Here is a 23,731-nt window from a genome sequence, read left to right on the forward strand (position 1 = left end):
GATGAATGAGCCGGCACCTTTATCAGTCATCCCGGCGAAGGCTGGGATCTCATCGGCGCATCCTTCCGCCAGGGCGAGATCCCGGCCTTCGCCGGGATGACGAAGAAGAGATGAGGCTCCAATTCAGGATGACCATGCTCCAGCATCAAGTGAGAGCCGCATGACCGACAGTGATACGCCGCGCATCCTGCTGATCGACGACGAACCGTCGATCCGCGAACCGCTTGCCGAATATCTGAGCGCGCAGGGCTTCACGGTCGTCGATGCCGCGAGCGCCGCCGAGGCGCGCTCGGTGCTGCGCGCGCAGACGGTCGATCTGGTCGTCAGCGACATCATGATGCCCGGCGAGGACGGCTTGTCGCTGACCCGCCATCTGCGCGAGACGAGCGGCGTTCCCGTCATCCTGCTCACCGCGCGCGCCGAGGATACCGAACGCATCATCGGGCTCGAGATCGGCGCCGACGATTATGTCGCCAAGCCCTTCAACCCGCGCGAACTGGTCGCGCGCATCCGCACCGTGCTGCGCCGCACGCAGGCGGGCGGGCGGGCGCTCGACGGCGGCGGCACCAGCTATGCCTTCGGGCCCTGGGTGCTGCGCGAGGTCGAGCGCGTGCTCGTCAATGAGGCGGGGGAGGAAGTCGCGCTGTCGTCGGGCGAATATCATCTGCTCCATGCGCTGGTACGGCATCCGCGGCAGGTGATGAGCCGCGACCGGCTGCTCGATCTCGTCCGCGGGCGCGAAGCCGATATTTTCGATCGCGCGATCGACAATCTGGTCAGCCGGCTGCGCAAGAAGATCGAGGTCGATGCCGCGCATCCGCAGATCGTCAAGACCGTGTGGGGCGGCGGCTATACGCTCGCCTGCGAAGTCAAGCGCATGGGGCCCGCCGCATGAAATTTCGCCTGTGGCCGCGCAGCCTTGTCGGCCAGCTCGTCTTCGCCGTCGCGGTGATGTTGTTCGTCGCGCAGGCGATCAATTTCGCGCTGCTCGTGCGCGGACAGAAACAGCAGTTTCTCGCGCATGGCGGCGGAATGGCCGTCGCGCGGATCATCGATGCCGTCGAGCGCGACCGGCGCGGCGATTTCCGTGGACGCCGCGATCCGCGCGGTCATGAGCGTGCGAAGCAGGTGATTTCCGACACCCCGATCCCGGTGCCCGCCGGCGCGAAGCCAATGCCCGACCTTGCCGGCTATGTCTCGAACCTGTTGCACGAGGCCGATGTCCGGGTCGAGGCGGTCGACGCCTGGGCCTTGCCTGCCCGTCCGCGCGCGCGGCGCGTCAACTTGCCCGGGCGATCCGGTTTTCCGGGCAGGATCGTCGTCGTCTCGGCAAAGATCGAGGGCCGCTATGTCGCCGTGCGCAGCCGGATTCAGGTCGGCGGCGACCGGTTGCAGGGCTTTCTGCTGTGGCAGACGCTCTCGCTCTATCTCCTCCTTCTCGTTCCGATCCTGCTGATCGCGTGGCGCGTCGCGCGGCCCTTGCGCGACCTGACGCGCGCGGCGCGCGTCAACCCGGCATTGCGCGACGCCACGCCGCTCGAAGAGGAAGGGCCGTCGGACATGCGCGACCTGATCGCCGCCTTCAACGCCTATCGCGCGCGGATCGCGACGATGCTGTCCGACAAGGACCGGATGCTCGGCGCGGTCGGGCACGACCTGCGCACCCCGCTCGCCAGCCTGCGCGTGCGCGTCGAGCAGGTCGAGGACGACGCGCTGCGCGACAAGATGATCGCGAGCATCGAGGAAATGACCGCGATGCTGAGTGACATATTGGCGCTGGCGCGTTCGGGATCGGGCAACGAGGCGCAGGAGCGCATTCCGCTTCGCGAGCTGATCGGCGAACTGGCGGCGGATTACCAAGAGCGCGGGCAGGAGGTCGCGGTCGCCGATGTCGCCGATGTCGCCGTGCTGGCGCGGCCGATGCTGCTCAAGCGCGCGCTGCGCAATCTGGCCGACAATGCCGTCGCTTATGGCGTGCGGGCGCGTTTGTCGGTGCGCGTCGAGGAGGGGACGGCACGGATCGCGATATCCGATGACGGCCCCGGCCTGACCGACGAGCAGATCCGCACGCTGATCGAGCCCTTTGCGCGCGGCGAACAATCGCGCAACCGCGCCACCGGCGGCGCCGGGCTGGGCCTGTCGATCGCACGCGACATCGCGGAGGGCGAGGGCGGGGCGCTAACCCTGTCCAATCGCCCCGGCGGCGGGCTCGATGCGGTGATCGTGCTGCCGCTGGCTTGATCGTCGCCCCGCGAAGGCTGGGGCCGCTATCAATGCTGCACCCAGGCTGCCAGCGGCCCCCGCCTTCGCGGGGGCGACGGAGTGGTTTCAGGCGTAGATCGCGATCCCTTGGCTGCCGCTCATCACCGGCTCGCCGGCGCGGTTCCAGATCATCATGTCCTGCACCGAAAAGCCGCCGCGCGCATAGCCGGTCTTCGCCGACAGCAGCCACCAGCCGTCATCGGTCTCGGGCGTCCCGGTCAGCATGTTGACCGTCCAGTTCATCGAACTGATCGGCCCGAATTCGGTGAACAGCGCCATCGCCGCGGGGGGAAGTGCGTCGCCCATCGCGAGCAGCGCGACCGCTGGGTGGCAGGCGGGTTCCTCGACGAAGCGCACCCAGGTCAGATATTCGCCGACCTCGCTCTTCCAGTCGAAACGCGGGCCGGTGGTCGGGCGCATGTCGAAATGGCGCGTAAAGGCGGGGCGCACTTTGTGATCGGGGACGGGCGCTAGCGTCTCGGGGTCGGGCACATCGGGCATCGTCAGGCGATCATGATCGAGGTGGCTCACCCGGTCGCCGGAAAAGGCAAAGACGGCAGCGGTGCCGAAGCCCTGATCGCTCGACACGCCGGCGTCGATGAACAGCGAGGATTTCGACTGACGCAGCACCCGCGTTTCGACGGTGCAGTCGCCGCCGACGGGGCCGACGAAGCTGATCTGCGCATAGCGCAGCGGCGTTTCGGCCGGATGCAGCGCCATCGCGCCCGCGAGCGCGACCGCCGAACTGATCCCGCCATAGGCGGTGCGCCCCTGCATCCATCCTTCGTCGATATGCGCCTTTGCCACACCGTCTTCGGTGCGCAGGGTGGAAAGGAGAGTGTCGAGGGCGCTGATTGTGGCTGTCTCGGTCATTTCATTCGGTTCTTCTCGATAATCTATCAATTGGATTGGCCCCTGAAGCAAAGGTCCAGATATAGCGTCCCCGCGAAGGCGGCTACCCATCGCCCGCCGGCTCGACATGGCACCGGTCGGTGATGGGCCCCCGCCTTCGCGGGGGAACACGTCGGTTCTAATCCTCGATCCGGAAAGTCAGGCCCGCATTGGCGGTCAACCGTTCGATCAGCGCATCGCCCAGCAGCGCGCCCGGCGTCCACACCCCGCCCGCGCCTTCGTTGCCGAGCAGCGCCATCCCCGTTTCGGCGAGCATCTTCGATGTCGAGCCATAGCCCGGATCGCGGTCGCCCTGAACGCTTGCGCGCATCGTCCGTCCGTCGGGATATTCGCCGATGAAGAGGATGTCGTAGAAGCCGTTCTCGCGCTCCTCCTTGCTCGGGCCTTCGCCGGGCTTGAGCTGCGCGTCGCCGAAGGGGTTCGCCTTCGCCATCGCTTCGGCCATCGCCTTTCCGGCGTCGCCGATCGTCGTCATCACCATCTCGTCATAGACGAGGTCCTCGCCCCATGTGTGGCCGAGCAGGAAATTGGTGCGGTGGACATTCTTGGTGTTGATCGGCGCCATCACGAAGGGCGCGGTCCAGGTGCCGGTCGCACCGTCATATTCGGGGATCAGCCCGGTGGGCTGCGCAGGCCCCTCGAAGCCCGGGGTCAGCGCGAAGCTCGACTTGAGCAGCAGCGCGAGCGACGGATTCTTCGCAATGGCTTTCAGCGTTTCGGTGAGGCTTGCGATCGTGCCACCCGACGCGCCGCCCGCCATCTTGCGCACGCGGCCCTTGACGCGCGGCGCGGGCGCACCGTGGCGTTTCATCGCCTCGGCTTGCAGGAACAGGACGCCAAGGTCGAAGGGGATCGAGTCGAAGCCGCAGGAAAAGGTGATGCGCGCGCCCGACGCCTTGGCGGCGGCCTCATGCGCGTCGATCATTTCGCGCATCCAGCCGGGTTCGCCGCAAAGATCGGCATAGGCGGTGCCCGCGCGGACGCAGGCGGCGACGAGGGTGCTGCCATAGAGCTGATAGGGGCCGACCGTGGTGAGCACGACCCGCGTGCTTTCGGCCATCCGGTCGAGGCTCGCGGGATCGCTCGCGTCGGCGACGATCAGCGGGGTTTCTTCGCTGGCGCCGATCAGGTCGCGGACTTCGGCGAGCTTGTCGAGGCTGCGCCCCGCCATCGCCCATTTGGGCGCATCCTTGCGGCCCTTGTACTGGTGCGCGAGATATTCGGCGACGAGACGGCCGGTGAAGCCGGTCGCGCCGTAGACGATGATGTCGAGATCGCGGGATGCCATGGCAAACCCTCCCTTTACGTAAACGTTAAGTGAAGGCTAGCGCAGACCGACCGCGATGCCAAGCGCGAAGCATCACCGGCGCCAGAAGGGGCGCTTCTCGACCACCACCGGCGCGCCCACGGCTTCGGCGCGGCCTTCGGCGCGCGCAGCGCGCAACTCGGCCTCGGTCGCGTGCGCCTCGGCCCGATGCGCGGCGAGTTCCTCGCGGCGGCGCGCGCGCAGCGCGTCATAGCTCCAGCGCGTATGGCCGTAGCCGAAAAGGCAGAGCAGGCCGCCCGCGATCGCCAGATTCTTCATCGCCGCCATTGCCTGCACCGGGTCGGTGAATTCGCGGTGGAAGAAGAGGATGGTGAGGAGCACGAAGGCGGCGAGCAGGATCGACCAGAGCCGCGTCGCGAAGCCGAAAGCAATCGAAAAGCCCGCGATCAGCTCGAACAGGCCGGTCGGGATGGCGAGCCAGCCGGGGAGGTTCGCCGTCGCGATCATCGCGGTCGTATCGTTCACATGGATGATCTTGTTGATCCCCGACACGATGAAGATCACGGCGATGAACAGGCGGCCGATGAAGACGGCGATCATGGACATGGGCATAACTCCACTCAGCGCCCCGTCCGCTCGTGCAGACAGGACGCGCGGGGGAGGCGAAGGGTTCCGGTCAGCGCGGCGTGAAGACCAGTTCGGCGACCTCGCAGTCGCTGCAATCGAGCGCGCGCAGCGTAACGGCCCCGGGGCCGGCGGGCAGGTCGAGCTCGCCGAGCCCGACGATCTGCCAGCCGGTGCCCGCCGGAACGGCGACGCCGCGTTCGTCGATGCCGATCCGCCCGCCCCTGGCCGAGCGGACGCGCGAGCTGACGGTCCAGCGGCCCGCCTTCGCGACGTCGGCGCCGTAGCGCATCCATTCGCCTGAGACGAAGTCGCCGACATAGGGCGCGCCATCCGCGCCGCGCGCGATGTCGACGCCGTCGTTGCGGTAAGTGGTGCCATTGTTCCACGGCGTCCGCTCGCCGCCGGTCGCGACATGATAATTGGCGTCGACCATATCGTGATAGGCGACGCCCGGGGGACCAAGGTCATAATCGACGGCGGCAATGGTCAGCGGTTCCGCGCCGAGCGTGCGCGCCCGGAAGGGGCGCGGGCTCGCATCGTGCGGCTGGCGGAACATCGCGTCGATGACGTCGGGCTTGGGGATGTTCCGGTCGAAGCGGCTGCTGCGCGCAAGCGCCATCATCGCGGCGAAGGCTTCGTCGGCCGCGGGCTTCGGACCCTTGCCGGTCATCCACGCGACTATTTTTGCCCAGCCGGGACCGGGATCGATCTCGAGCGGCTGGTTGAAGCCAATTTTCTTGAGCGGCCAGAAATTCCAGCCGATGCCGGCGCCCTCGACGAGTGCGATCGCGCCCTGATACCAGCCATTGCTGTTTTCGCCCGACTCGCCGAGCCAGATCGGGCGGTTGGCGCGGGTGCGCAGCGCCTCGATCTCCGCGATGCTCGCTTCGTCGTTGCGATTCCAATATTTGTGGAAGCTGAATACCAGATTGGCGTCCCACGCGGGCGGCAGGCCCTTGTAATTATTGCCCCAGCAATTGCCCTCGACGATCACGATATGCCGCTTGTCGACGGCGCGGATCGCCTTGGTGATGCGCTGCTGGAGCTCCCACACCGCCTTGTTTTCGGTCTCGTCGCAGCCATTGCCCTTGCCGGGGGTCGCGAAGCTCCAATTGGGTTCGTTGATCAGGTCATAGGCGCCGATCCACGGCTCGTCCTTGTAGCGTGCCGCGAGCTTGCTCCAAAGCGCGACGGTCTTGCGCTGGTTCTCCGCGCTTTGCCAGAGTGACGGTTTGGCGGGATCGCGGTCGGAGATGGCGAGGTCGTTGCCTTGCCCGCCGGGCGCGGCGTGCAGGTCGAGGATCAGGTAGAGGCGGTGTGCCTTGCTCCATGCGAGCAGGCGGTCGATGCGCTGAAAGCCTTCCTCGTGCCACGTGTCCTCGCCCGGCTTTGGTTCCTTGTCAGCGGGCAGGGTGAGCTGGTCGAAATGGATCGGCAGGCGCACCGAGTTGAAGCCCCATTGGGCCATCGCCGCGATGTCGGCCTCGGTCGTGTGATTGTCGAGCCACGCGCGGTAGAATTGCGCTGTGCGTGCTTCGCCGACCAACTCGACGAGTTTCGCGCGGATCTTGTGCTGCTGTCCGATCTCGCCGAGCTTCAGCATATAGCCTTCCTGCAGCATCCAGCCGCCAAGCCCCATGCCGCGCAGGATGACGGGCTGGCCGGACTCATCGACGATCTCGGTCCCGTCGACCTTGAGAAAGCCTTCGGCGTGCGCGGCCGTGGACGAAAGCAGCGCGGCAAGCGCCAGCGCGACGGTGCGGAAGTTCATGACCTCATCCCCATTTTCGATCTATGGGAACGTTATCAAGCTCTGCAGCAAGAGCAAGGTCGAGATTTTGTCTCTATTCCCCGTCATCCCGGCGAAGGCCGGGATCTCGCCGGTGCGTGGTGAGGAGAGGTCGAGATCCTGGCCTTCGCCAGGATGACGAGAATGAGGCGCGGCGGAACGCGCGAAGAGCGCCGCTAAAGCTTCGGCAGCGTGACGCCCTTCTGCCCCATATATTTGCCCGCGCGGTCGGCGTAGCTCGTCTCGCACGGTTCGTTGCCTTGCAGGAACAGGAACTGGCAGGCGCCTTCATTGGCGTAAATCTTGGCGGGCAGGGGAGTGGTGTTCGAAAATTCGAGCGTCACATGGCCTTCCCAGCCGGGCTCGAGCGGGGTGACGTTGACGATGATGCCGCAGCGCGCATAGGTCGATTTGCCGAGGCAGATGACGAGCACGTCGCGCGGGATACGGAAATATTCGACGGTGCGGGCGAGCGCGAAGCTGTTCGGCGGGATGATGCAGACGTCGGTCTTGCGATCGACGAAGCTGTTCGACGCAAAATCCTTGGGATCGACGACCGCGCTGTCGACATTGGTGAAGATCTTGAACTCGTCGGCGACGCGCGCGTCATAGCCGTATGAGGAGAGGCCGTAGCTGATGCAGCCGTCGCGGCGCTGCGCCTCCACGAACGGCTCGATCATGCCCTGCGTCCGGGCGGCTTCGCGAATCCATTTGTCGGAAAGTATGCTCATTGCGCTGTCTTGTCGGGGAGCCGCGCTTCGCGCAAGCGGTCAGTAGCCCCGTGCCCCTGCGAAGGCAGGGACCCATCACCAAAGCTCAGCCTCCGCGTGATTGCGCGACGGCCGGAGATGGGCCCCTGCCTTCGCAGGGGCACGGTGACCTAATCGATCAGCCCCAAATCCTTCGGCCCGAAGGCCGCCGGCAGCAACTCACTGAGCTTGTAGGTCTTCACCGCGCTGCCGTCGCCCGACGCGCAATGGACGAGGATGTCGGTCTTCGACCGCTCGGCGGCTTCGTTCAATATCTGGCGGCAGCGCCCGCACGGGTTGACCGGCTCGCTGCCGAGCAAGGCGTCGCCGTCGGGACGGCCGCCGACGATCGCGACCTCGGCAAGCTCGCCGATCCAGCCTTCGTTGGCGATCTTCGCCACCGCCGCGGTTTCGGCGCAGAGGGTGAGGCCATAGCTCGCATTTTCGACATTGGCGCCGGTCACCACGTCGCCATTCTTCAGAAGCAGCGCGGCACCGACATGAAAGCCCGAATAGGGCGCATAGGCGCGGCTGGCCGCATCGCGCGCCGCGTCGATCAGCGCGTCGCGGTCGTTGGGGGCTTCGGTCATCGCATGTCTCCTTGCGGGCGCAGCACGTTCCAGCCGACGGTGCCCTTGGCGCCGGGCACGCGGACATAATCGTTCGCCTGCCACATCGCCCAGGGATGCGCGCCATAATCGGGCTCGAAGAAATCGCGGCGCAGCCAGGTCGTGCGCGCGATCCCGCGCGTCACTCTGTAGTCGCTCTCGAACGCCGGGCCGGGCGCGATCAGGCTTTGCTTGCCCATATGCGCTTCGATCTGCGCGAGAAAGGTGGCGAGTTCGGACAGGAGCAGCGCGCGCGTCGGCCGGTCGGGGCAGCGGTCGTCATAATCGAGCCAGACCACGGCGGGCAGCATGTCGGGGCGGCGCGGCACATGGCGGATGAAATTGGCGGCCTGGTCGGTCGCGAGCCGGCAGAGGCTGTAGCGGTGGATCGCGCCCGCCTGCACGCCAGCGTCGCGTGCGCCGGCCAGGTTGCGGGCGAATTTCGGGTCGATGCCGCTCGATCCGTCGGTCGCCATGATATAGGCGAATGCGGCGCCCGCGGCCTTGATCGATCCCCAATGGACGTCGCCATTGCCCGCGTCGATCGTCACCCCTTGCGTCGGATAGAGGGCGCGGTCGGGCGTCCAGCGCGCCGCCCACCACAGCGCGAGGCCCGTGGCGAGCAGCAGCAGCACGATCGCGGCGCCGATCCGCCGCAGCACGCGCCCGATTGCCGCGCGCCACGCGGCCGCGGCCCGCGCCGCCTTTCCGCCCCTGATCGCCCCCGCCCGCATTTTACCCCTTGATGTGCAGCACGCAGATCAGCGTGAACAACCGCCGCGCGGTGTCGAAATCGACCGCGATCTTGCCGTCGAGCCGGTCCATCAGCATCTCGGCCGCCTCGTTGTGCAGCGCACGGCGCGCCATGTCGACGGTCTCGATCTGCTGCGCGGTCGAGGTCTTGATCGCCTGATAATAGGAATCGCAGATCGCGAAATAGTCGCGGATCGGGCGGCGAAAGCGCCCGAGGCCGAGGATGATCGCCTCGAGCGGCGAACCATCTTCGCGCGCGATTTCAAAGATCAACCGGCCTTCCTCGACACGCAGCATCAAGCGATAGGGGCCGGCATAGCCGTCGGGGTGGCCGCGCTGCGGCACGAATTTATTGTCCTCGATCAGGTCGAAGATCGCGACGCGGCGCTCCTGCTCGATGTCGGGATTGCGCCAGACGATCGAGCCCTCGTCGAGTTCGACCGAAATGATCCGCTGTTTCGAAGGGTCTGCGTGGCTCATCCTGTCCGTGCTTCTACTTGGGCTGCGGCGAAGGGCAAGGGGGGCGACTTATTCACAGCAACCCACAGTTATGATAGCCTGTCCGGTATCGCCTGTTGCGCCGCCTCAAGCGGCATCGCATGAGGGTCGTCATGCCTGAGCTAGCCCTGATTCCGACCCCGGCCAACACCGGGGATGAGCGCCAATTACCCCGCAATATCGAGGCCGAGGCCGCGTTCCTCGGCGCGATCCTGATCGACAACCGAGTCGTCGAGGATTTGCCCGTCGCGCTCAGCCCCGACCATTTCTTCGAACCGCTGCATGGCCGCATCTTTCAGCAGACGATGGCGCTGATCGAGCGCAACAGCATCGCAACGCCGGTGACGCTCAAACCCTATTTCGAGGCCGACGAGGCGATGAAAGCGGTCGGCGGGGTCGGCTATCTCGCGCAGCTCACCGGCAGCGGCGCGGGGCTGATCGGCGCGCGCGATTTCGCGCGGCAGATTTTCGATCTCGCGCTGCTCCGCGAACTCGCGGGCGTGGGGCGCACGCTCGTCGACAATGCGCTCGACACCAGCGAGCGCGTCGATCCACAGGCGCAGATCGAGGAGGCCGAGACCGCGCTCTACCGCGTCGCGGGCGGCGAGGCGGAGATGGGCTCGGTCAAGAATTTCAGCCAGGCGAGCCTCACCGCGCTGCAGGCCGCCGAGCGCGCGCTCAATTCGGGCGGCCATCTGTCGGGGATCACCACCGGCATCGCGAGCATGAACGCCAAGATCGGCGGCATGCACAATTCGGACTTGATGATCCTCGCCGGACGTCCGGGCATGGGCAAGACCTCGTTCGCGACCAACATCGCCTATAACGCCGCCGAACGCTGGCGCCGCGACGAGGAGGACGGCATTCCGCCCGAGAAGAATATGGGCGCGAAGGTCGCCTTCTTCAGCCTCGAAATGTCCGCCGACCAGCTCGCGACGCGCGTGCTCGCCGAACAGTCGGGGGTATCGGGCGAGGCGCTGCGTATGGGCAAGATCAGCAAGGAACAGTTCCAGCAATTGAGCCGCGCGGCGCAGGCGCTGCAGACGCTGCCCTTGTTTATCGACGACACGCCCGGCCTGACGATCGCGGGCCTGCGCACCCGCGCGCGGCGGCTGCAGCGGCGCCACGGCATCGGCTTCATCGTCGTCGACTATCTCCAGCTGTTGCAAGGCTCGTCGAAGAGCGGCGACAATCGCGTGCAGGAGATTTCGGAAATCTCGCGTGGGCTCAAGACCTTGGCGAAGGAACTTAACGTACCCGTGATGGCGCTGTCGCAGCTCAGCCGTCAGGTCGAAAGCCGCGAGGACAAGCGGCCGCAGCTCTCCGACCTTCGCGAATCGGGCTCGATCGAACAGGACGCCGACATGGTGCTCTTCGTGTTCCGCGAGGATTATTATGTCGCCGCGCGCGAACCCAAGCGCCCGGTCGAGGGCGACGACGTCAAGATCCACGCCGCGCACGAGGAATGGGCGGCGGAGATGGAGCGCGTCTTCGGGCTCGCCGAAGTCATCGTCGCCAAATCGCGCCATGGCGCGACCGGCAAGGTTCGCCTGCACTTCGAGGCGAAGACGACCAAGTTCAGCGACCTCGCCGACGACAGCATGGCGTATGATGATTATGAGTGAGGTGACAGCCTAGCTCGTCATCCCAGCGAAAGCTGGGATCGCTGGCGGTATTTGGCAACGATGGCGGTCCCAGCTTTCGCTGGGACGACGGGTTTGGCTAGATCAAGGTAGCGGCCAGATCATCCCAATCTGGATTGCTTGCTTCGATCAGCTCGATTTTCCATTGCCGCTTCCAAGCTTTCATCGCTTTTTCTCGCGCGATTGCCTCCTCGATGGTTGGATATTCCTCGGCGAGGACGAGCATCGTTAGGCCGTATTTTCGGCAGAAGGCTGAGCCTTGCCCTGTTTTGTGCTGAAAAACGCGTGCCGCAATGTCCGCCGTGACTCCGATATAGAGCACGCCGCCACGTTTGTTGGTCATGATATAGACATATCCGCCCCGGCCCATACCGAGAGCGTAGCGTAAGATTGCCAGCGATCCCAGCTTTCGCTGGGATGACGTTGCTTATCAGAACGCCGGATCGTTCGCCGAATCGTCGTCCAGCGGCGTCACCGCTTCGTGGATACCGCATTCGGTCTTGTCCCAGCCGCGCCAGCGGCCCGAGCGCGGGTCTTCGCCCGGCTGGACCTTCGATGTGCAGGGCGAGCAGCCGATCGAGGGATAGCCCTCGGCCTCGAGCGGGTGGCGGGGCAGGTCGTGCGCGGCGAAATAGGCGTCGAGCATCTCGCGCGTCCAGTTGGCGAGCGGGTTGAACTTGAGCCGCCCCGTCGAACCGTCGAGCTCGAAGCGCGCGAGGCCCTGCCGCGTCGCCGACTGGAACCCCTTGCGCCCGGTGATCGACGTGTCGAAGTCGGCGAGCGCCTTTTCGAGCGGCTTGACCTTGCGGATTTCGCAGCAGCCGTCGGGATCATAGGACCAGCGCAGTTCGGTCGCGTCCTTTGCCGCCAGCTCCCCGGCGTCGGGGGTCAGGTTGATGATGTTGAGCTTCAGTTTCGCGGCGAGCTCGTCGCGATAGGCGAGCGTTTCGGGGAAATGCTTGCCCGTGTCGAGGAACAGCACCGGCATGTCGGGCGCGACCTGGGCGACGAGGTGCAGCAGCACCGCGCTTTCGGCGCCGAAGCTCGAGACGATCGCGGCCTCGCCGAGCAGCCCGGCGCCGACCACGCTCGCGACCACTTCCGCCGCATCCTGACCGCGGAAGAGGTTGTTGAGGCGGATGACATCGGCCTGCGTAAAGCGCGGCGCCACGTCGATCCGGTCGCGGGTGCGGTCTTCCGGCAAGGATTTGCTAGCCATGCCGCAGCTTCCAGATCGGCACCGCGCCGTCCGCGGCGTGCTGATAGACATTCGGGTAGCGGCTGAGCGTCGCATCGACGTCGGCGCGGTTGAGCCCCGCCTGCGGCGCGAAGCTGTCGAAGCCGCAGCGGCGCATGAAGGCGACGAGGTCGACGAGCACGTCGCCCTCGGCGCGCAGTTCGCCTTCATAGCCCGCCTCGCGCAGCACGCGCGCGGTCGAGAAGCCGCGCCCGTCGCGAAAGCGCGGGAAGGAGACTTCGACGAGCTTCACGCGCGCGAGATGCGGGATCAGGCGGCGCGGGTCGTCGCCCGCCTCGATCCGCACCGCGCTCGCGGCCGGCTGTTCGAGGAAGGCGTCGAGCGAAACCGCGGGCTCCTCGACCAAGTCGTCGTTCCGGAAACGCAGGGCGTCAGCCATAAATAGCCTCCTTGAAGGGGTCGAGACCGACACGGCGATAGGTGTCGAGGAAACGCTCGCCGGGTTCGCGCAGCTCGCGGTAGCGTTCGACCGCGCGCTCGACCGCATCGACGACGCCGTCTTCGTCGAAGCCGGGGCCGGTGATCTTCGCCTGCGTCGTGTCTTCCGCGCCCGATCCGCCGAGCAGCAACTGATAGTTTTCGGTGCCCTTGCGATCGACGCCGAGGATGCCGATGTGGCCGGCATGATGGTGGCCGCAGGCGTTGATGCAGCCCGAAATCTTGATCTTGAGTTCGCCGAGGTCGAGCTGGCGGTCCATGTCGGCGAAACGCTGCTGGATCTTCTGCGCGACCGGGATCGAGCGCGCATTGGCGAGGGTGCAATAGTCGAGACCGGGGCAGGCGATGACGTCGGTGACGAGATCGAGGTTCGCATCGGCGAGCCCGGCTTCGTGCAGCGCCTGCCACACCGCGTAGAGATCGGCCTTGCGGACGTGCGGCAGGACGAGATTCTGCGCGTGCGTCACGCGCACATCGTCGAAGCTGTAGCGTTCGGCGAGGTCGGCGACGACCTCCATCTGCTCGGCGGTGACGTCGCCGCCGATGCCCGCGATCGGTTTCAGGCTGATGTTGGCGATCGCATAGCCCGGCGCCTTGTGCTGGATGACCTGCTGGTCCACCCACAAAGCGAAATCGGGGTCCGTGCGGTCGATCTCTTCGGGCAGCCCCGTCTCGAACGGCGGCGGAGTGAAATAGGCCGCGATGCGGTCGTATTCGGCCTGCGGGAAGTCGGTGCCCAGCGTCAGGAAATGCTCGAACGCTTCCTCGACCTGGCGGCGGAATTCCTCTTCGCCCAGATCGTGGACGAGGATCTTCATCCGCTGCTTGTGGATATTGTCACGCCGCGCGTGCATGTTCCACACGCGCAGGATCGCCTGGATATAGGAGAATATCTGCGCCGCGGGGCAGAAGTCGCGGATCTTGTATGCGATGAAGGGCGTGCGCCCCATGCCGCCGCCGGCATAGACTTCGAAGCCTTCCTCGCCCGCTTCGTTGCGGACGATGCGCAGCGCGCAGTCGTGCCAGCGCAGCGCCGCGCGATCTTCCTTCGACGAAATGACCGCGATCTTGAACTTGCGCGGCAGATAGCTGAATTCGGGGTGAAAGGTCGTCGCCTGCCGCAAGAGTTCGGCCCACGGGCGCGGGTCGCAAATTTCGTCGGCGGCGGCGCCCGCATATTGGTCGGCCGAGATGTTGCGGATGCTCTCGCCGCTCGTCTGGATCGCGTGCATCTCGACCGTCGCCAGTTCGGCGAGGATGTCGGGCGCTTCTTCAAGCTTGATCCAGTGATACTGCAGATTCTGCCGCGTCGTGAAATGGCCGTAGCCGCGGTCATATTTGCGCGCGATCTCGGCCAGCTTGCGAAGCTGGCGCGAATTGAGCGTGCCATAGGGAATGGCGACGCGCAGCATATAGGCGTGAAGCTGGAGATAGAGGCCGTTCTTCAGCCGCAGCGGCTTGAACTGGTCGTCGTTCATCTCGCCCGCGATGCGGCGGCGCGTCTGGTCGCGGAATTCCTCGACGCGCGCGTCGACCATCGCCTGGTCGTACTGGTCATATTTATACATGTCAGATCACCCAATCGCCGGACGCGGGGTCGGCCGGTTTCAGTGTCAGGTCGGGGCGCACGGTCGGGCCCAATGCGCGGATGCGGTCCTTGATGTGCGCGGGGCGCGGCCCCTTGCCGGTTTCGATCGCGTCGATGATGTAGCCGCCGTTGACCCGGCGCGCGCCATCCTCGGCGGTCAGGATCGCCTCGCCCTGCTCGCCGACGTCGGCGGCGTCCTCGACATGGAGCGACCAGTCGCGCCCCGTCCACCAGATGACGGCGCCTGTTTTCAGGTCGTTGCCGGTTATGATTCGCATGAAATATCCTTCAGTGAGGCGGAAATTCCGGGGGCGCCGAGGCAGTCGAGCGCGTCGGCGCGCGCCGCGACCTTGCCGACGATGATCAGCGCCGGGCTTTGCACCTTCTCGCGCGCGACGAGGTCGCCGAGATCGGTGAGCAAAGTGCGGAGCACGCGCGCGTCGGCCGTCGTGCCGCGCTCGATGACCGCGACTGGAAGGCCCGGCGAGACGCCGTCGGCGATCAGCTTGTCGGCGATGGCGCTCGCGGTCGCGAGGCCCATGTAGATGACGAGCGTGCGGCCGTGGCCCGCGAGCCCCGACCAGTCCTGATCGGTCAGATCCTTGCACTGGCCCGCGACGAAGCTGACCGCGCTCGCATCGGCGCGGTGGGTGAGGGGGAGGCCCGCCTGCGCGGCGCAGCCCGCCGCGGCGGTGATGCCGGGGACGACCTCGACCGCAATACCCGCCCCGCGCGCGGCCTCGAGTTCCTCGCCGCCGCGCCCGAAGATGAAAGGATCGCCGCCCTTCAGCCGCACGACCTGTTTGCCGGCCTGCGCTTCGCGGACGATCAGTTCGTTGATCAGCTCCTGCTTCATCGTGTGGCGGCTGCGTTGCTTGGCGACGCTGATCCGTGTCACATGCGGCGGGATCAGCGCGAGAACGCCTTCGCCCACCAGCCCGTCATGGACGACCAGATCGGCGCTTTCGAGCAGCCGCGCGGCGCGCAGCGTGAGCAAGTCGGGGTCGCCGGGACCGGCGCCGACGAGCCACAGCTTGCCCGCGGGAGGGAGGGTCTTTGCCATGCAGCATAGATGATCGCGCAGGCCGCGATTGGCAAAACAGGCTTTATTGACGGTGGTGAAGGTAAAATTTCCTCACCGCGAGGTTTGAATTAGAGATATTTCTTCGTCACCAGCTGCGACCCCTCGGGGTCGCGCAATCCCACCCCGATCGCGGCGCGCAGCGCATCGCTTTCGGCACTCGCGACCGGATAGGCGCAATAATCGGCGGCGTAGAAGGCGCTCGGCCGGTGATTGCCCGACAGGCCGATGCCGCCGAAGGGCGCCGCCGAAGAGGCGCCGTTGGTCGGGCGGTTCCAATTGATCACCCCGGCGCGGGCGTTGGCCCAGAACTGGTCGTAAAGCTGCGGCGTGCCGCCGATCAGCGACGCCGACAGGCCGAAGGCGGTGTTGTTCGCTTCGGCGATCGCCGCCTCGAAACTTTCGACGCGGATGACCTGGAGCAGCGGGCCGAACAGCTCGATATCGGGGCGTTCGGGCATCGCCGTCACGTCGATGATCCCCGGCGTCAGGAAAGGGCGCCCGGCGATCGGCCGCGCCATATGGCGGATCACCTTGCCGCCGTTCGACATCAGCACGAGAAAGCTCTCGGTCAGCCCGTCGGCGGCCTCATTGTCGATCACCGGTCCCATATAGGGCGCCGGGTCGGCGTGCGGATGATCGACGATCAGCCGGTTCGCGAGGTTGCAAACCTCATCGATCAGCGCGTCGGCGAGGCCGTCCTTCACGATCAGCCGCCGCGCATTGCTGCACCGCTGTCCGGCGCTGAGGAAGGCCGACTGGACGACGAGGATCGCCGCGGTGCGGATGTCGGCGGTGTCCCACACGACGATCGGATTGTTGCCGCCCATTTCGAGCGCGAGCATCTTGCCCGGCTGACCTGCGAACTGGCGGTTGAGCGCCAGCCCGGTGCGCGCCGAGCCAGTGAAGAGCAGCCCGTCGATCCCGCCGTGCCCCGCGAGCGCCTTGCCCGTATCGGGCCCGCCGACAACGAGGCGCAGCACTTCCTGCGGCACGCCCGCGCTGTGAAACAGCTCGACGAGCTTCGCGCCGGTCGCGGGGGTCTTTTCGGAGGGTTTGAAGACGACCGAATTGCCCGCGATCAGCGCCGGGACGATATGGCCGTTGGGCAGATGCGCCGGGAAATTATAGGGGCCGAGCACGGCGAGCGCGCCGTGCGGCTTGTGGCGCACCGCGTTGCGCAGCCCCATCGCGCCCTCGATGCGGCGGTTGGGGGTGCGTTCGGCATAGGCTTTGACCGAAATATCGACCTTGTTCGCGACCGATTCGACCTCGGTGCGGGCTTCCCACAGCGGTTTTCCGGTCTCGCGCGCGATCAGGTCGGCGAGCGCCTCGCCCTCGGCCTTCACCCGGTCGGCGAAGCGGCGCAGCGTTTCGGTACGGAAGGTGACGGGTTTCGCCGCCCATTCGGGCCAGGCGCGGCGGGCGATCTCGACCTCGTCATCGACGTCGCTGACCGGCCCGCGCCAGAGCTCTTCGCCGGTTGCGGGTTCGAAGGAAATCAAGGGCTCGCTCATGGTCGGCTCGGGTCTTATCGGCGAAAGCGGGCAGGAGCAACCGGCGCGGCGACGGATCGCTTGCGCCGCGCGGCGCGGTTGGCGATAGACGCAGATGAGTCCCGCGCGTCGGGGCGGGCGAAACGCGAAACGCAAGGGGACGTGCCATATTAGCCCAGCAGGACAGCCGCAGCGACTGGTCGGACCAATATTGGTGGTCGCACGACGGCGTCCGGCTCCACGCGCGCATCTATGCCGGACCCGAAGGCAGCGACAGCCTGCCGCCGATCCTGTGCATGCCCGGCCTGGCGCGCAATGCTCGCGATTTTGAGGATCTGGCGCCGCATGTGGCGCGATATCGCAAGGTGATCGTCATCGAATTCCGCGGGCGCGGCGAGAGCGCCTATGCCAAGGATCCGATGACCTATGTCCCGCTGACCTATGTGCAAGATGTCGTCGCGCTGCTCGACGAGTTGGAAATCGAGCGGTTCGCGGCGATCGGCACCTCGCTCGGCGGGCTCGTCGCGATGCTGATGGCAGCGACGCTGCCGGGCCGGCTCGCCGGCGCGGTGCTCAACGACGTCGGGCCCGAACTCGAGACTGCGGGGCTCGAGCGCATCCGCGACTATATCGGCGCGGGCGGCAGCCAGCCGACGTGGATTCACGCGGCGCGCGCCTTTGCCGAACTCAACGGCGCGGTCTATCCGGGCTATGATATCCGCGACTGGCTGCGGCTGACCAAGCGCACGCACAAGCTGACCCCCGAGGGGCGCATCGTCACCGATTACGACAAACAGATCGCTGCGCCGCTGCGCGTTCCGAACGGCGGCGAGGCGGGTGTCGACCTGTGGCCTGCCTATCGTGCGCTCGCCGGCATTCCGCTCCTGATCCTGCGCGGCGAGCTGTCGGATATATTGTCCCGGTCCGCGAGCGCGAAGATGGCGGCCGAGCTGCCGGGTTCGCGGCTGGTCGAGGTGCCCGGGGTCGGCCATGCGCCGACGATGGACGAGCCCGAAGCCCGCGCGGCGATCGACGCATGGGCCGCGGAGCTTCCGCAAGCGTGAGCGCCGCCGAGCCCGAGGCGCCCTGGCCGATCCGCATCCTGCACCTCCATTCGAGCTTTTCGCTCGGCGGCAAGGAAGCGCGCGCCGTCCGGCTGATGAACCTGATGGAGGACCGGGCGCATCATACGATCCTGTCGGCGATGCCCGAGGCGCTCGGCGCGCGCGAGGCGATCGATCCGGGGGTCACCGTCGATTTTCCGAAGGATGCGCCGCCGCTGCACGGCAAGCCGTCGCTCGCGCGCTACCGTGAACTCGCGGATTATATGACCCGGTTTGAATTGGTGCTGAGCTATAATTGGGGCGCGATGGATGGGGTGATGGCGCGCCGGGTCCATGTATCGCGCCTATGGCACAGCATGCCCGAACTGATCCATCACGAGGACGGGTTCAACGAGGACGAAAGCGTCCGGCGCAACTGGAAACGCAATCTGTTCCGCCGCGTGGCGCTGCGCACCGCACAGTCGGTCGTCGTCCCGTCGACTTTGCTTCAGCGGATCGCGACCGATGAGTGGAAGGCGGGCGGCCGCACCCATCTGATCCGCAACGGCATCGACGTCGCGGCCTACGCCAAGGGAGCATCTCTGCCAATCCCGGGCTTCGAGCGCCGCGACGGTGAGGTGGTGATAGGCACCGTCGCCGGGCTGCGCAAGGTCAAGGACCTGCCGCGCCTCGTGCGCGCCGTCGCCACGCTGCCCCCGAACGTCCGGCTGGTGATCGTCGGCGAGGGGCCCGAACGCACGGCGATCGCCGCCGAGGCGGCCGCACGCGGCATGGCGGACCGGCTCGTCATGCCGGGCTTCATGGCCGAGCCCGCGCGCTGGATCGGCCATTTCGACCTGCTTGCGCTGTCGTCGCTCAGCGAGCAGGCGCCGATCGCGGTGATCGAGGCGATGGCGGCGGGGCTGCCCGTCGTCAGTCCGGCGGTCGGCGATGTCGCGGCGATGGTCGCGGGCGCGAACTCTCCCTATGTGGCAGCGGACGAAGCCGCCTTCCGTGCGGCGCTGCTCCGGATGACCGAAGATGCGGCGCTGCGGGCCGAAGTCGGCGCGGCCAACCGGCGCGTGGCGGCGGAGCGGTTCGACGAATCAAGGATGGTCGGCGCTTATGAAAAGCTCTATGCTCGCGCGCTGGAAGGCTATGGGCCGTTCAGCGGTGGCTGGGTCGGCTTCGATTGACAACGGGGTCCAATTTCCGCTTACGCAAGCGGAAACGGGGGCCGGTTCGCAGGCGCGGATCGGCGGAGAGAGAGAAGGTTTAGAGTGTTCAAAGGTTTGAAGCCCATCCTTTATGGCGGGCGTGAAGTCTGGCCGCTGGTCGAAGGCGGCAAGGGCGTGTCGGCGACCAATCATATGTCGAGCGGCGCGTGGGCCGCGGCGGGGGGCATCGGTACCGTTTCGGCGGTCAATGCCGACAGCTATGACGCCGGCGGCAAGATCATCCCGCAAATCTACCGCGCGCTGACGCGACGCGAACGCCACGAGGAGCTGATCCGCTACGGCATCGAGGGCGCGGTCGCGCAGGTCGAGCGCGCGCACGACGTGTCGGGCGGCAAGGGCGCGATCAACATCAATGTGCTCTGGGAAATGGGCGGCGCGCAGCAGATACTCGAAGGCGTGCTCGAGAGGACCAAGGGGCTCGTCGCGGGGGTCACCTGCGGCGCGGGGATGCCCTATAAGTTGAGCGAGATCGCGCAGCGGCACAATGTGCTCTACCTGCCGATCATCAGCTCGGCGCGCGCCTTCCGCGCGCTATGGAAGCGCGCCTATCACAAGGTGTCGGACCTGCTCGGCGCCGTGGTCTATGAGGATCCGTGGCTCGCCGGCGGCCACAACGGCCTGTCGAACGCCGAAGACCCGCTGGTGCCGCAGGACCCCTATCCGCGTGTGAAAGCACTGCGCGACACGATGCGCGCCGAGGGGATTTCGGACGAAGTGCCGATCGTGATGGCGGGCGGCGTCTGGTATCTGCGCGACTGGGAAAACTGGATCGACAATCCCGAGCTCGGCCAGATCGCCTTCCAGTACGGCACGCGGCCGCTGCTGACCGAGGAAAGCCCGATCCCGCAGGCGTGGAAGGACCGTCTGCGCACGCTCGACGACGGCGACGTGCTGCTCCATCGCTTCTCGCCGACCGGCTTCTATTCGAGCGCGGTGCGCAACCCGTTCCTGCGCGACCTCGAAGCGCGCTCGGAGCGCCAGATTCCCTATTCGAAGCAGGAAGCGGGCGACCATATCGTCCAGCTCGACGTCGGGGTGAAGGGCAAGAATTTCTGGGTCACCCCGCACGACCGGGCGCGGGCGCGCGACTGGGTGGCGGAGGGCTATAGCGAGGCGCTGAAGACCCCCGATAATACGGTGGTCTTCGTGACCGAGGCCGACAAGGCGATGATCCGCAAGGACCAGGCCGACTGCATGGGCTGCCTGTCGCATTGCGGCTTTTCGTCGTGGAAGGACCATGACGATTATTCGACCGGCTACCTGGCCGACCCGCGCAGCTTCTGCATCCAGAAGACGCTGCAGGACATCGCGCACGGCGGCGACGTCGAGCAGAATCTGATGTTCGCGGGCCACGCCGCGTTCAACTTCAAGACCGATCCCTTTTATTCGAACAACTTCACCCCGACGGTGAAGCAGCTGGTGGACCGGATTTTGACGGGGGATTGAATTTACTCGTCATTGCGAGCGCAGCGAAGCAATCCAGAGTAGCATACATCGCCCTGGATTGCTTCGCTGCGCCCGCAATGACGAACATGTGTAGGGACGGCTGGCTGTGCGCGAACGTCTACCGGCGGTCTATATCATGGCGAACAAGCGCAACGGCACGCTCTATACGGGCATGACGTCGAACTTGGTGCAGCGCGTCTGGCAGCACCGGGAAGGGCTCGGCGGCTTTTCGCGGCGTTACGATTGCAAGATGCTCGTCTGGTTCGAGATACACGCGACGATGGAAACAGCCATCGCGAGGGAAAAGCAGATCAAGGCAGGAAGCAGGGCCAAGAAACTGATGCTCATCGAGGCCGACAATCCGTCGTGGCGGGATTTGTGGCTTCAGATCGTCGACGGCAGCGCATGACGCTCTGGATTGCTTCGCTACGCTCGCAATGACGAAGGGGTGTAAAGCCTCGTCATTGCGAGGAGCGCAGCGACGAAGCAATCCAGAGCAGTATAGCCGGAAATCTGGGGCTCAAACCCACCCCTCCAGCACCTGGTCGGGCGGGCGGTGCCCGTCGCACCAGGCGCGGATATTCGCGATCACCTTTTCGCCCGACGCCTCGCGCCCCTCGATCGTCGCCGAGCCGAGGTGCGGGAGCAGCACGACATTGTCGAGCGCGAGCAGCGCGGGGTCGACCGCGGGCTCGTGCGTATAGACGTCGAGCCCCGCGCCCGCGATGCGGCCCGTTTGCAGCGCCGCGATCAGCGCCTTTTCGTCGACGATCTCGCCGCGCGCGGTGTTGATGAGGTAGGCCGTGGGCTTCATCGCGCCGATGCGCGCCGCGCTCACCATCTCGTGCGTTTCGCTCGTGTGCGGGCAGTGGATGGTGACGACGTCGCTGATGCGGAGCAGCGTGTCGACGCTGGCATGATAGCTCGCGCCGAGTTCCTCCTCGATGGCTTCGGGCAGCCGCTTGCGGTTGTGATAATGGATCGACAGGCCGAAGGCGCGGGCGCGCCGTGCGACCGAGAGCCCGATGCGCCCCATGCCGATGATCCCGAGCAATTTGCCGCCGACACGGTGGCCGAGCATCGTGCTCGGCGCCCAGCCTTGCCATTTGCCCGACCGCATCAGCTTCTCGCCCTCGGCGAGGCGGCGCGGCACGCTGAGGATCAGCGCCATCGTCATGTCGGCGGTGTCTTCGGTGAAGACGCCGGGCGTGTTCGACACCATGATGCCCTTCGCGCGCGCGGCGGCGAGGTCGATATGATCGACCCCCGCGCCGAAATTGGCGATCAGCTTCAGCCGCTCGCCCGCCGCGGCGATCACCTCGGCGTCGATCTCGTCGGTCACCGTCGGCACGAACACGTCGCAATCGGCGACCGCGGCCTTCAATTCGTCGCGCGTAAAAGCGTGATCATGCGCCGACAGCCGGGCATCGAACAATTCGGCCATGCGCGCCTCGACATGCGGCATCAACTGGCGGGTGACGATGACGCGCGGGCGCTTGGGGCGGGTGGAATCGGGCATGGCCGCCGATAGAGCGCGGTGCGGCGCGGCGGTCAAGAGCCTGTCCTGAAGGGATCGAGAGCGGCGGAAATGAAAAGCCTGGGGATGAACGCAGCCTTTTGCGCGGTGAGCGGTTGAAATGCGGATATGAGTTTGACAAGGCAAAGCGATGACCAGCCGCCATATATTCGCCGCCGCCGTGCTGATGATGACCGTGGGACCGGCCTCCGCACAATCGCAACCCGACGTCGAAGTGCCCTATTGGGCGTCGATCAGCGTAGACAAGGCGCGGATGCGCAAGGGACCGTCGCCCCACGTCCCCGTGATGTGGGAATATCGTCGCAAGGATTTGCCGGTCAAGGTCGTCGCGCGCCATGAAAACTGGCGCAAGGTCGAGGATCCCGACGGGGCGCAAGGCTGGATGGCGGCGCGCCTCCTGAGCCGCACCCGCACCGCGATCGTCACCGGCGACATCCGCCCGATGCGCGAGGACGCGAGCATCGCGGCCCCGGTCGCCTATCGCGCCGAGCCCGGCGTCGTCGGCCGGATCAGCGATTGCAGGAACGGCTGGTGCCGGTTCGACGTCAAGGGCCGCAAGGGCTGGATTCAGACCGACCATATCTGGGGCGATTGACCGGCTGGGGACTAGCGACCGGGAGGCGGTCGGAAGCGGCCATTTCATTTCTCGTCACCCCGGACTTGATCCGGGGTCCATTCACGCAGCGTGGAAAGAATGGATCCCGGATCAAGTCCGGGATGACGAATGTCTGAGACTGGCCGAACCTAGCCGTCGCCCCCGCGAAGGCGGGGGCCGCTGTCGGTTTACGCAACACCGCTGATTAAGGCCGCTGGCGGCCCCCGCCTTCGCGGGGGCGACGGTTATAGGCAACGTCCGCTCTCCACCCCAAAACGGTCATCCAACGCCGCCCAAAAAAAGGGCCGGACGATCGCTCGCCCGGCCCTTTCTGTCTTTAGCGGTCAGCGCCACCGGAAATGGTTGCGATAGATCCGGATGACCTTGCCGCTGCGCATTTTGACGAGCAGCAGGTCGTTGTAATGGCGGACATAGGTCAGGTTGCGGCCCGCCCGCGGCACGCCCCAGCGGCTGTCCCACGCCGGGCGATAAGCCGGCGCATAATAGTTCGAACGAAGCGTCGAGCCGACGCGGAACTGCTGGTAGCGGAAGGGCGCGCGATAATTCTGGTAGCGCGTTTCGCGGCGCCAGTCGCGCTGGCTTTCGCGCAAATCCTGACGTGCATCGCGGACATCGCGGCGCGCCTCGCGAATATCGCCGCGGTCGCCGCGACGCTGGGCATTACGCAGGTCGCGCTGTTCTTCGCGCAGTTCCTGACGATCCTTGCGGATTTCGCGGGTTTGCGCCTGCGCTGCCGCCGGAACCATCATCGCGGCGATCAGGCCGGCGGTGAGAAATTTCATCTTCTTCATTGTGCCATTCCTTTTCCAATCGGTCAGGGGAGGGGAAATCTGCCCGATGACAGGAAAGGGATTAGGCGAGCCGGGTTGAACCGAAGCGGAA

General features: G+C 66.2%; 25 protein-coding genes. 8 read left to right on the forward strand and 17 right to left on the reverse strand.

Annotated elements, in window-relative coordinates; genetic code table 11:
- Positions 1 to 160: 160 nt before the first annotated feature.
- Positions 161 to 895 carry a response regulator gene (locus tag QZL87_RS06620; protein ID WP_295325635.1) on the forward strand — a complete coding sequence of 245 codons (735 nt, stop codon included), beginning with the start codon at positions 161 to 163 and terminating at the stop codon, positions 893 to 895.
- The gene (locus tag QZL87_RS06625) at positions 892 to 2,241 is read left to right on the forward strand and encodes an ATP-binding protein (protein WP_295325638.1); all 1,350 of its coding nucleotides are present in this window, start codon (positions 892 to 894) and stop codon (positions 2,239 to 2,241) included. Before QZL87_RS06620 ends, QZL87_RS06625 begins: the two co-directional genes overlap by 4 nt.
- Positions 2,242 to 2,328: 87 nt before the next feature.
- On the opposite strand, the gene QZL87_RS06630 is transcribed toward QZL87_RS06625, so the two are convergent.
- The 8 genes from QZL87_RS06630 to QZL87_RS06665 form a co-directional block, all read right to left on the reverse strand.
- The gene (locus tag QZL87_RS06630) at positions 2,329 to 3,135 is read right to left on the reverse strand and encodes a thioesterase family protein (protein WP_295325640.1); all 807 of its coding nucleotides are present in this window, start codon (positions 3,133 to 3,135) and stop codon (positions 2,329 to 2,331) included.
- A gap of 157 nt (positions 3,136 to 3,292) precedes the next feature.
- Positions 3,293 to 4,462 (reverse strand): saccharopine dehydrogenase NADP-binding domain-containing protein, encoded by a 1,170-nt coding sequence (locus tag QZL87_RS06635; RefSeq protein WP_295325643.1) that lies wholly within the window; start codon positions 4,460 to 4,462, stop codon positions 3,293 to 3,295.
- 72 nt (positions 4,463 to 4,534) lie between these two features.
- Positions 4,535 to 5,047 (reverse strand): DoxX family protein, encoded by a 513-nt coding sequence (locus tag QZL87_RS06640; protein ID WP_295325646.1) that lies wholly within the window; start codon positions 5,045 to 5,047, stop codon positions 4,535 to 4,537.
- 70 nt (positions 5,048 to 5,117) lie between these two features.
- Complete coding sequence (locus QZL87_RS06645) at positions 5,118 to 6,839, reverse strand: cellulase family glycosylhydrolase (protein WP_295325649.1); 1,722 nt, start codon at positions 6,837 to 6,839, stop codon at positions 5,118 to 5,120.
- A gap of 194 nt (positions 6,840 to 7,033) precedes the next feature.
- Complete coding sequence (gene dcd, locus QZL87_RS06650) at positions 7,034 to 7,588, reverse strand: dCTP deaminase (protein ID WP_295325652.1); 555 nt, start codon at positions 7,586 to 7,588, stop codon at positions 7,034 to 7,036.
- A gap of 149 nt (positions 7,589 to 7,737) precedes the next feature.
- Positions 7,738 to 8,196 (reverse strand): cytidine deaminase, encoded by a 459-nt coding sequence (locus QZL87_RS06655; RefSeq protein ID WP_295325655.1) that lies wholly within the window; start codon positions 8,194 to 8,196, stop codon positions 7,738 to 7,740.
- Positions 8,193 to 8,948 (reverse strand): GH25 family lysozyme, encoded by a 756-nt coding sequence (locus tag QZL87_RS06660; protein WP_295325658.1) that lies wholly within the window; start codon positions 8,946 to 8,948, stop codon positions 8,193 to 8,195. The genes QZL87_RS06655 and QZL87_RS06660 overlap by 4 nt, the downstream gene beginning before the upstream one ends.
- Position 8,949: 1 nt before the next feature.
- Positions 8,950 to 9,447, reverse strand: coding sequence for a UPF0262 family protein (locus QZL87_RS06665; protein ID WP_295325661.1), 498 nt, complete (start codon positions 9,445 to 9,447; stop codon positions 8,950 to 8,952).
- 131 nt (positions 9,448 to 9,578) lie between these two features.
- Here QZL87_RS06665 and QZL87_RS06670 point away from each other — a divergent pair, with 131 nt between their 5' ends.
- On the forward strand, positions 9,579 to 11,090 hold the full coding sequence (locus QZL87_RS06670; protein ID WP_295325664.1) for a replicative DNA helicase: 1,512 nt from the start codon (positions 9,579 to 9,581) through the stop codon (positions 11,088 to 11,090).
- 97 nt (positions 11,091 to 11,187) lie between these two features.
- Here QZL87_RS06670 and QZL87_RS06675 read toward each other — a convergent pair whose 3' ends face one another.
- The 7 genes from QZL87_RS06675 to astD form a co-directional block, all read right to left on the reverse strand.
- Positions 11,188 to 11,478 (reverse strand): GIY-YIG nuclease family protein, encoded by a 291-nt coding sequence (locus tag QZL87_RS06675; RefSeq protein WP_295325668.1) that lies wholly within the window; start codon positions 11,476 to 11,478, stop codon positions 11,188 to 11,190.
- A 60-nt stretch (positions 11,479 to 11,538) separates the two neighbouring features.
- Positions 11,539 to 12,327 carry a phosphoadenylyl-sulfate reductase gene (locus QZL87_RS06680; protein ID WP_295325671.1) on the reverse strand — a complete coding sequence of 263 codons (789 nt, stop codon included), beginning with the start codon at positions 12,325 to 12,327 and terminating at the stop codon, positions 11,539 to 11,541.
- On the reverse strand, positions 12,320 to 12,745 hold the full coding sequence (locus tag QZL87_RS06685) for a DUF934 domain-containing protein (protein WP_003044529.1): 426 nt from the start codon (positions 12,743 to 12,745) through the stop codon (positions 12,320 to 12,322). The genes QZL87_RS06680 and QZL87_RS06685 overlap by 8 nt, the downstream gene beginning before the upstream one ends.
- Positions 12,738 to 14,372, reverse strand: a complete 1,635-nt coding sequence (locus QZL87_RS06690) for a nitrite/sulfite reductase (protein WP_295325676.1) — start codon at positions 14,370 to 14,372, stop codon at positions 12,738 to 12,740. Before QZL87_RS06690 ends, QZL87_RS06685 begins: the two co-directional genes overlap by 8 nt.
- Before the next feature lies 1 nt (position 14,373).
- Entirely contained in the window at positions 14,374 to 14,670 is a 297-nt protein-coding gene (locus QZL87_RS06695; RefSeq protein WP_295325679.1) for a DUF2849 domain-containing protein, read from the reverse strand.
- The gene (cobA, locus tag QZL87_RS06700) at positions 14,658 to 15,455 is read right to left on the reverse strand and encodes a uroporphyrinogen-III C-methyltransferase (protein WP_295325683.1); all 798 of its coding nucleotides are present in this window, start codon (positions 15,453 to 15,455) and stop codon (positions 14,658 to 14,660) included. The genes QZL87_RS06695 and cobA overlap by 13 nt, the downstream gene beginning before the upstream one ends.
- Positions 15,456 to 15,544: 89 nt before the next feature.
- Complete coding sequence (astD, locus tag QZL87_RS06705) at positions 15,545 to 16,990, reverse strand: succinylglutamate-semialdehyde dehydrogenase (RefSeq protein WP_295325687.1); 1,446 nt, start codon at positions 16,988 to 16,990, stop codon at positions 15,545 to 15,547.
- Positions 16,991 to 17,136: 146 nt separating this feature from the next.
- Here astD and QZL87_RS06710 point away from each other — a divergent pair, with 146 nt between their 5' ends.
- The 4 genes from QZL87_RS06710 to QZL87_RS06725 all read left to right on the forward strand — a co-directional run bounded on the left by QZL87_RS06710 (position 17,137) and on the right by QZL87_RS06725 (position 21,105).
- Positions 17,137 to 18,033, forward strand: coding sequence for an alpha/beta hydrolase (locus tag QZL87_RS06710; protein WP_295326773.1), 897 nt, complete (start codon positions 17,137 to 17,139; stop codon positions 18,031 to 18,033).
- A complete protein-coding gene (locus QZL87_RS06715; protein WP_295325690.1) occupies positions 18,006 to 19,208 on the forward strand; it encodes a glycosyltransferase family 4 protein in 1,203 nt (400 codons plus the stop codon). Before QZL87_RS06710 ends, QZL87_RS06715 begins: the two co-directional genes overlap by 28 nt.
- A gap of 84 nt (positions 19,209 to 19,292) precedes the next feature.
- On the forward strand, positions 19,293 to 20,696 hold the full coding sequence (locus QZL87_RS06720) for a nitronate monooxygenase (protein ID WP_295325695.1): 1,404 nt from the start codon (positions 19,293 to 19,295) through the stop codon (positions 20,694 to 20,696).
- A 136-nt stretch (positions 20,697 to 20,832) separates the two neighbouring features.
- Positions 20,833 to 21,105 (forward strand): GIY-YIG nuclease family protein, encoded by a 273-nt coding sequence (locus QZL87_RS06725; protein WP_295326775.1) that lies wholly within the window; start codon positions 20,833 to 20,835, stop codon positions 21,103 to 21,105.
- A 111-nt stretch (positions 21,106 to 21,216) separates the two neighbouring features.
- Here QZL87_RS06725 and QZL87_RS06730 read toward each other — a convergent pair whose 3' ends face one another.
- Positions 21,217 to 22,215, reverse strand: coding sequence for a D-glycerate dehydrogenase (locus QZL87_RS06730; RefSeq protein WP_295325698.1), 999 nt, complete (start codon positions 22,213 to 22,215; stop codon positions 21,217 to 21,219).
- 148 nt (positions 22,216 to 22,363) lie between these two features.
- On the opposite strand from QZL87_RS06730, the gene QZL87_RS06735 reads away from it, so the two are divergent.
- Positions 22,364 to 22,828 carry an SH3 domain-containing protein gene (locus tag QZL87_RS06735; protein ID WP_295325700.1) on the forward strand — a complete coding sequence of 155 codons (465 nt, stop codon included), beginning with the start codon at positions 22,364 to 22,366 and terminating at the stop codon, positions 22,826 to 22,828.
- A 344-nt stretch (positions 22,829 to 23,172) separates the two neighbouring features.
- On the opposite strand, the gene QZL87_RS06740 is transcribed toward QZL87_RS06735, so the two are convergent.
- Positions 23,173 to 23,640, reverse strand: coding sequence for a hypothetical protein (locus QZL87_RS06740; protein WP_295325703.1), 468 nt, complete (start codon positions 23,638 to 23,640; stop codon positions 23,173 to 23,175).
- Between the last annotated feature and the right edge of the window lie 91 nt (positions 23,641 to 23,731).

The organism is uncultured Sphingopyxis sp. (assembly GCF_900078365.1).
In the GTDB taxonomy this organism is placed as follows: domain Bacteria; phylum Pseudomonadota; class Alphaproteobacteria; order Sphingomonadales; family Sphingomonadaceae; genus Sphingopyxis.

Coding starts and splice junctions, on each gene's coding strand:
- dcd (WP_295325652.1), bottom strand. CDS start 7,588: ATGAGCATACTTTCCGACAAATGGATTCGCGAAGCCGCCCGGACGCAG.
- astD (WP_295325687.1), bottom strand. CDS start 16,990: ATGAGCGAGCCCTTGATTTCCTTCGAACCCGCAACCGGCGAAGAGCTC.
- QZL87_RS06675 (WP_295325668.1), bottom strand. CDS start 11,478: ATGGGCCGGGGCGGATATGTCTATATCATGACCAACAAACGTGGCGGC.
- QZL87_RS06625 (WP_295325638.1), top strand. CDS start 892: ATGAAATTTCGCCTGTGGCCGCGCAGCCTTGTCGGCCAGCTCGTCTTC.
- QZL87_RS06640 (WP_295325646.1), bottom strand. CDS start 5,047: ATGTCCATGATCGCCGTCTTCATCGGCCGCCTGTTCATCGCCGTGATC.
- cobA (WP_295325683.1), bottom strand. CDS start 15,455: ATGGCAAAGACCCTCCCTCCCGCGGGCAAGCTGTGGCTCGTCGGCGCC.
- QZL87_RS06655 (WP_295325655.1), bottom strand. CDS start 8,196: ATGACCGAAGCCCCCAACGACCGCGACGCGCTGATCGACGCGGCGCGC.
- QZL87_RS06630 (WP_295325640.1), bottom strand. CDS start 3,135: ATGACCGAGACAGCCACAATCAGCGCCCTCGACACTCTCCTTTCCACC.
- QZL87_RS06735 (WP_295325700.1), top strand. CDS start 22,364: ATGACCAGCCGCCATATATTCGCCGCCGCCGTGCTGATGATGACCGTG.
- QZL87_RS06730 (WP_295325698.1), bottom strand. CDS start 22,215: ATGCCCGATTCCACCCGCCCCAAGCGCCCGCGCGTCATCGTCACCCGC.
- QZL87_RS06740 (WP_295325703.1), bottom strand. CDS start 23,640: ATGAAGAAGATGAAATTTCTCACCGCCGGCCTGATCGCCGCGATGATG.
- QZL87_RS06725 (WP_295326775.1), top strand. CDS start 20,833: ATGGCGAACAAGCGCAACGGCACGCTCTATACGGGCATGACGTCGAAC.
- QZL87_RS06620 (WP_295325635.1), top strand. CDS start 161: ATGACCGACAGTGATACGCCGCGCATCCTGCTGATCGACGACGAACCG.
- QZL87_RS06670 (WP_295325664.1), top strand. CDS start 9,579: ATGCCTGAGCTAGCCCTGATTCCGACCCCGGCCAACACCGGGGATGAG.
- QZL87_RS06715 (WP_295325690.1), top strand. CDS start 18,006: ATGGGCCGCGGAGCTTCCGCAAGCGTGAGCGCCGCCGAGCCCGAGGCG.
- QZL87_RS06635 (WP_295325643.1), bottom strand. CDS start 4,462: ATGGCATCCCGCGATCTCGACATCATCGTCTACGGCGCGACCGGCTTC.
- QZL87_RS06695 (WP_295325679.1), bottom strand. CDS start 14,670: ATGCGAATCATAACCGGCAACGACCTGAAAACAGGCGCCGTCATCTGG.
- QZL87_RS06685 (WP_003044529.1), bottom strand. CDS start 12,745: ATGGCTGACGCCCTGCGTTTCCGGAACGACGACTTGGTCGAGGAGCCC.
- QZL87_RS06665 (WP_295325661.1), bottom strand. CDS start 9,447: ATGAGCCACGCAGACCCTTCGAAACAGCGGATCATTTCGGTCGAACTC.
- QZL87_RS06645 (WP_295325649.1), bottom strand. CDS start 6,839: ATGAACTTCCGCACCGTCGCGCTGGCGCTTGCCGCGCTGCTTTCGTCC.
- QZL87_RS06690 (WP_295325676.1), bottom strand. CDS start 14,372: ATGTATAAATATGACCAGTACGACCAGGCGATGGTCGACGCGCGCGTC.
- QZL87_RS06660 (WP_295325658.1), bottom strand. CDS start 8,948: ATGCGGGCGGGGGCGATCAGGGGCGGAAAGGCGGCGCGGGCCGCGGCC.
- QZL87_RS06680 (WP_295325671.1), bottom strand. CDS start 12,327: ATGGCTAGCAAATCCTTGCCGGAAGACCGCACCCGCGACCGGATCGAC.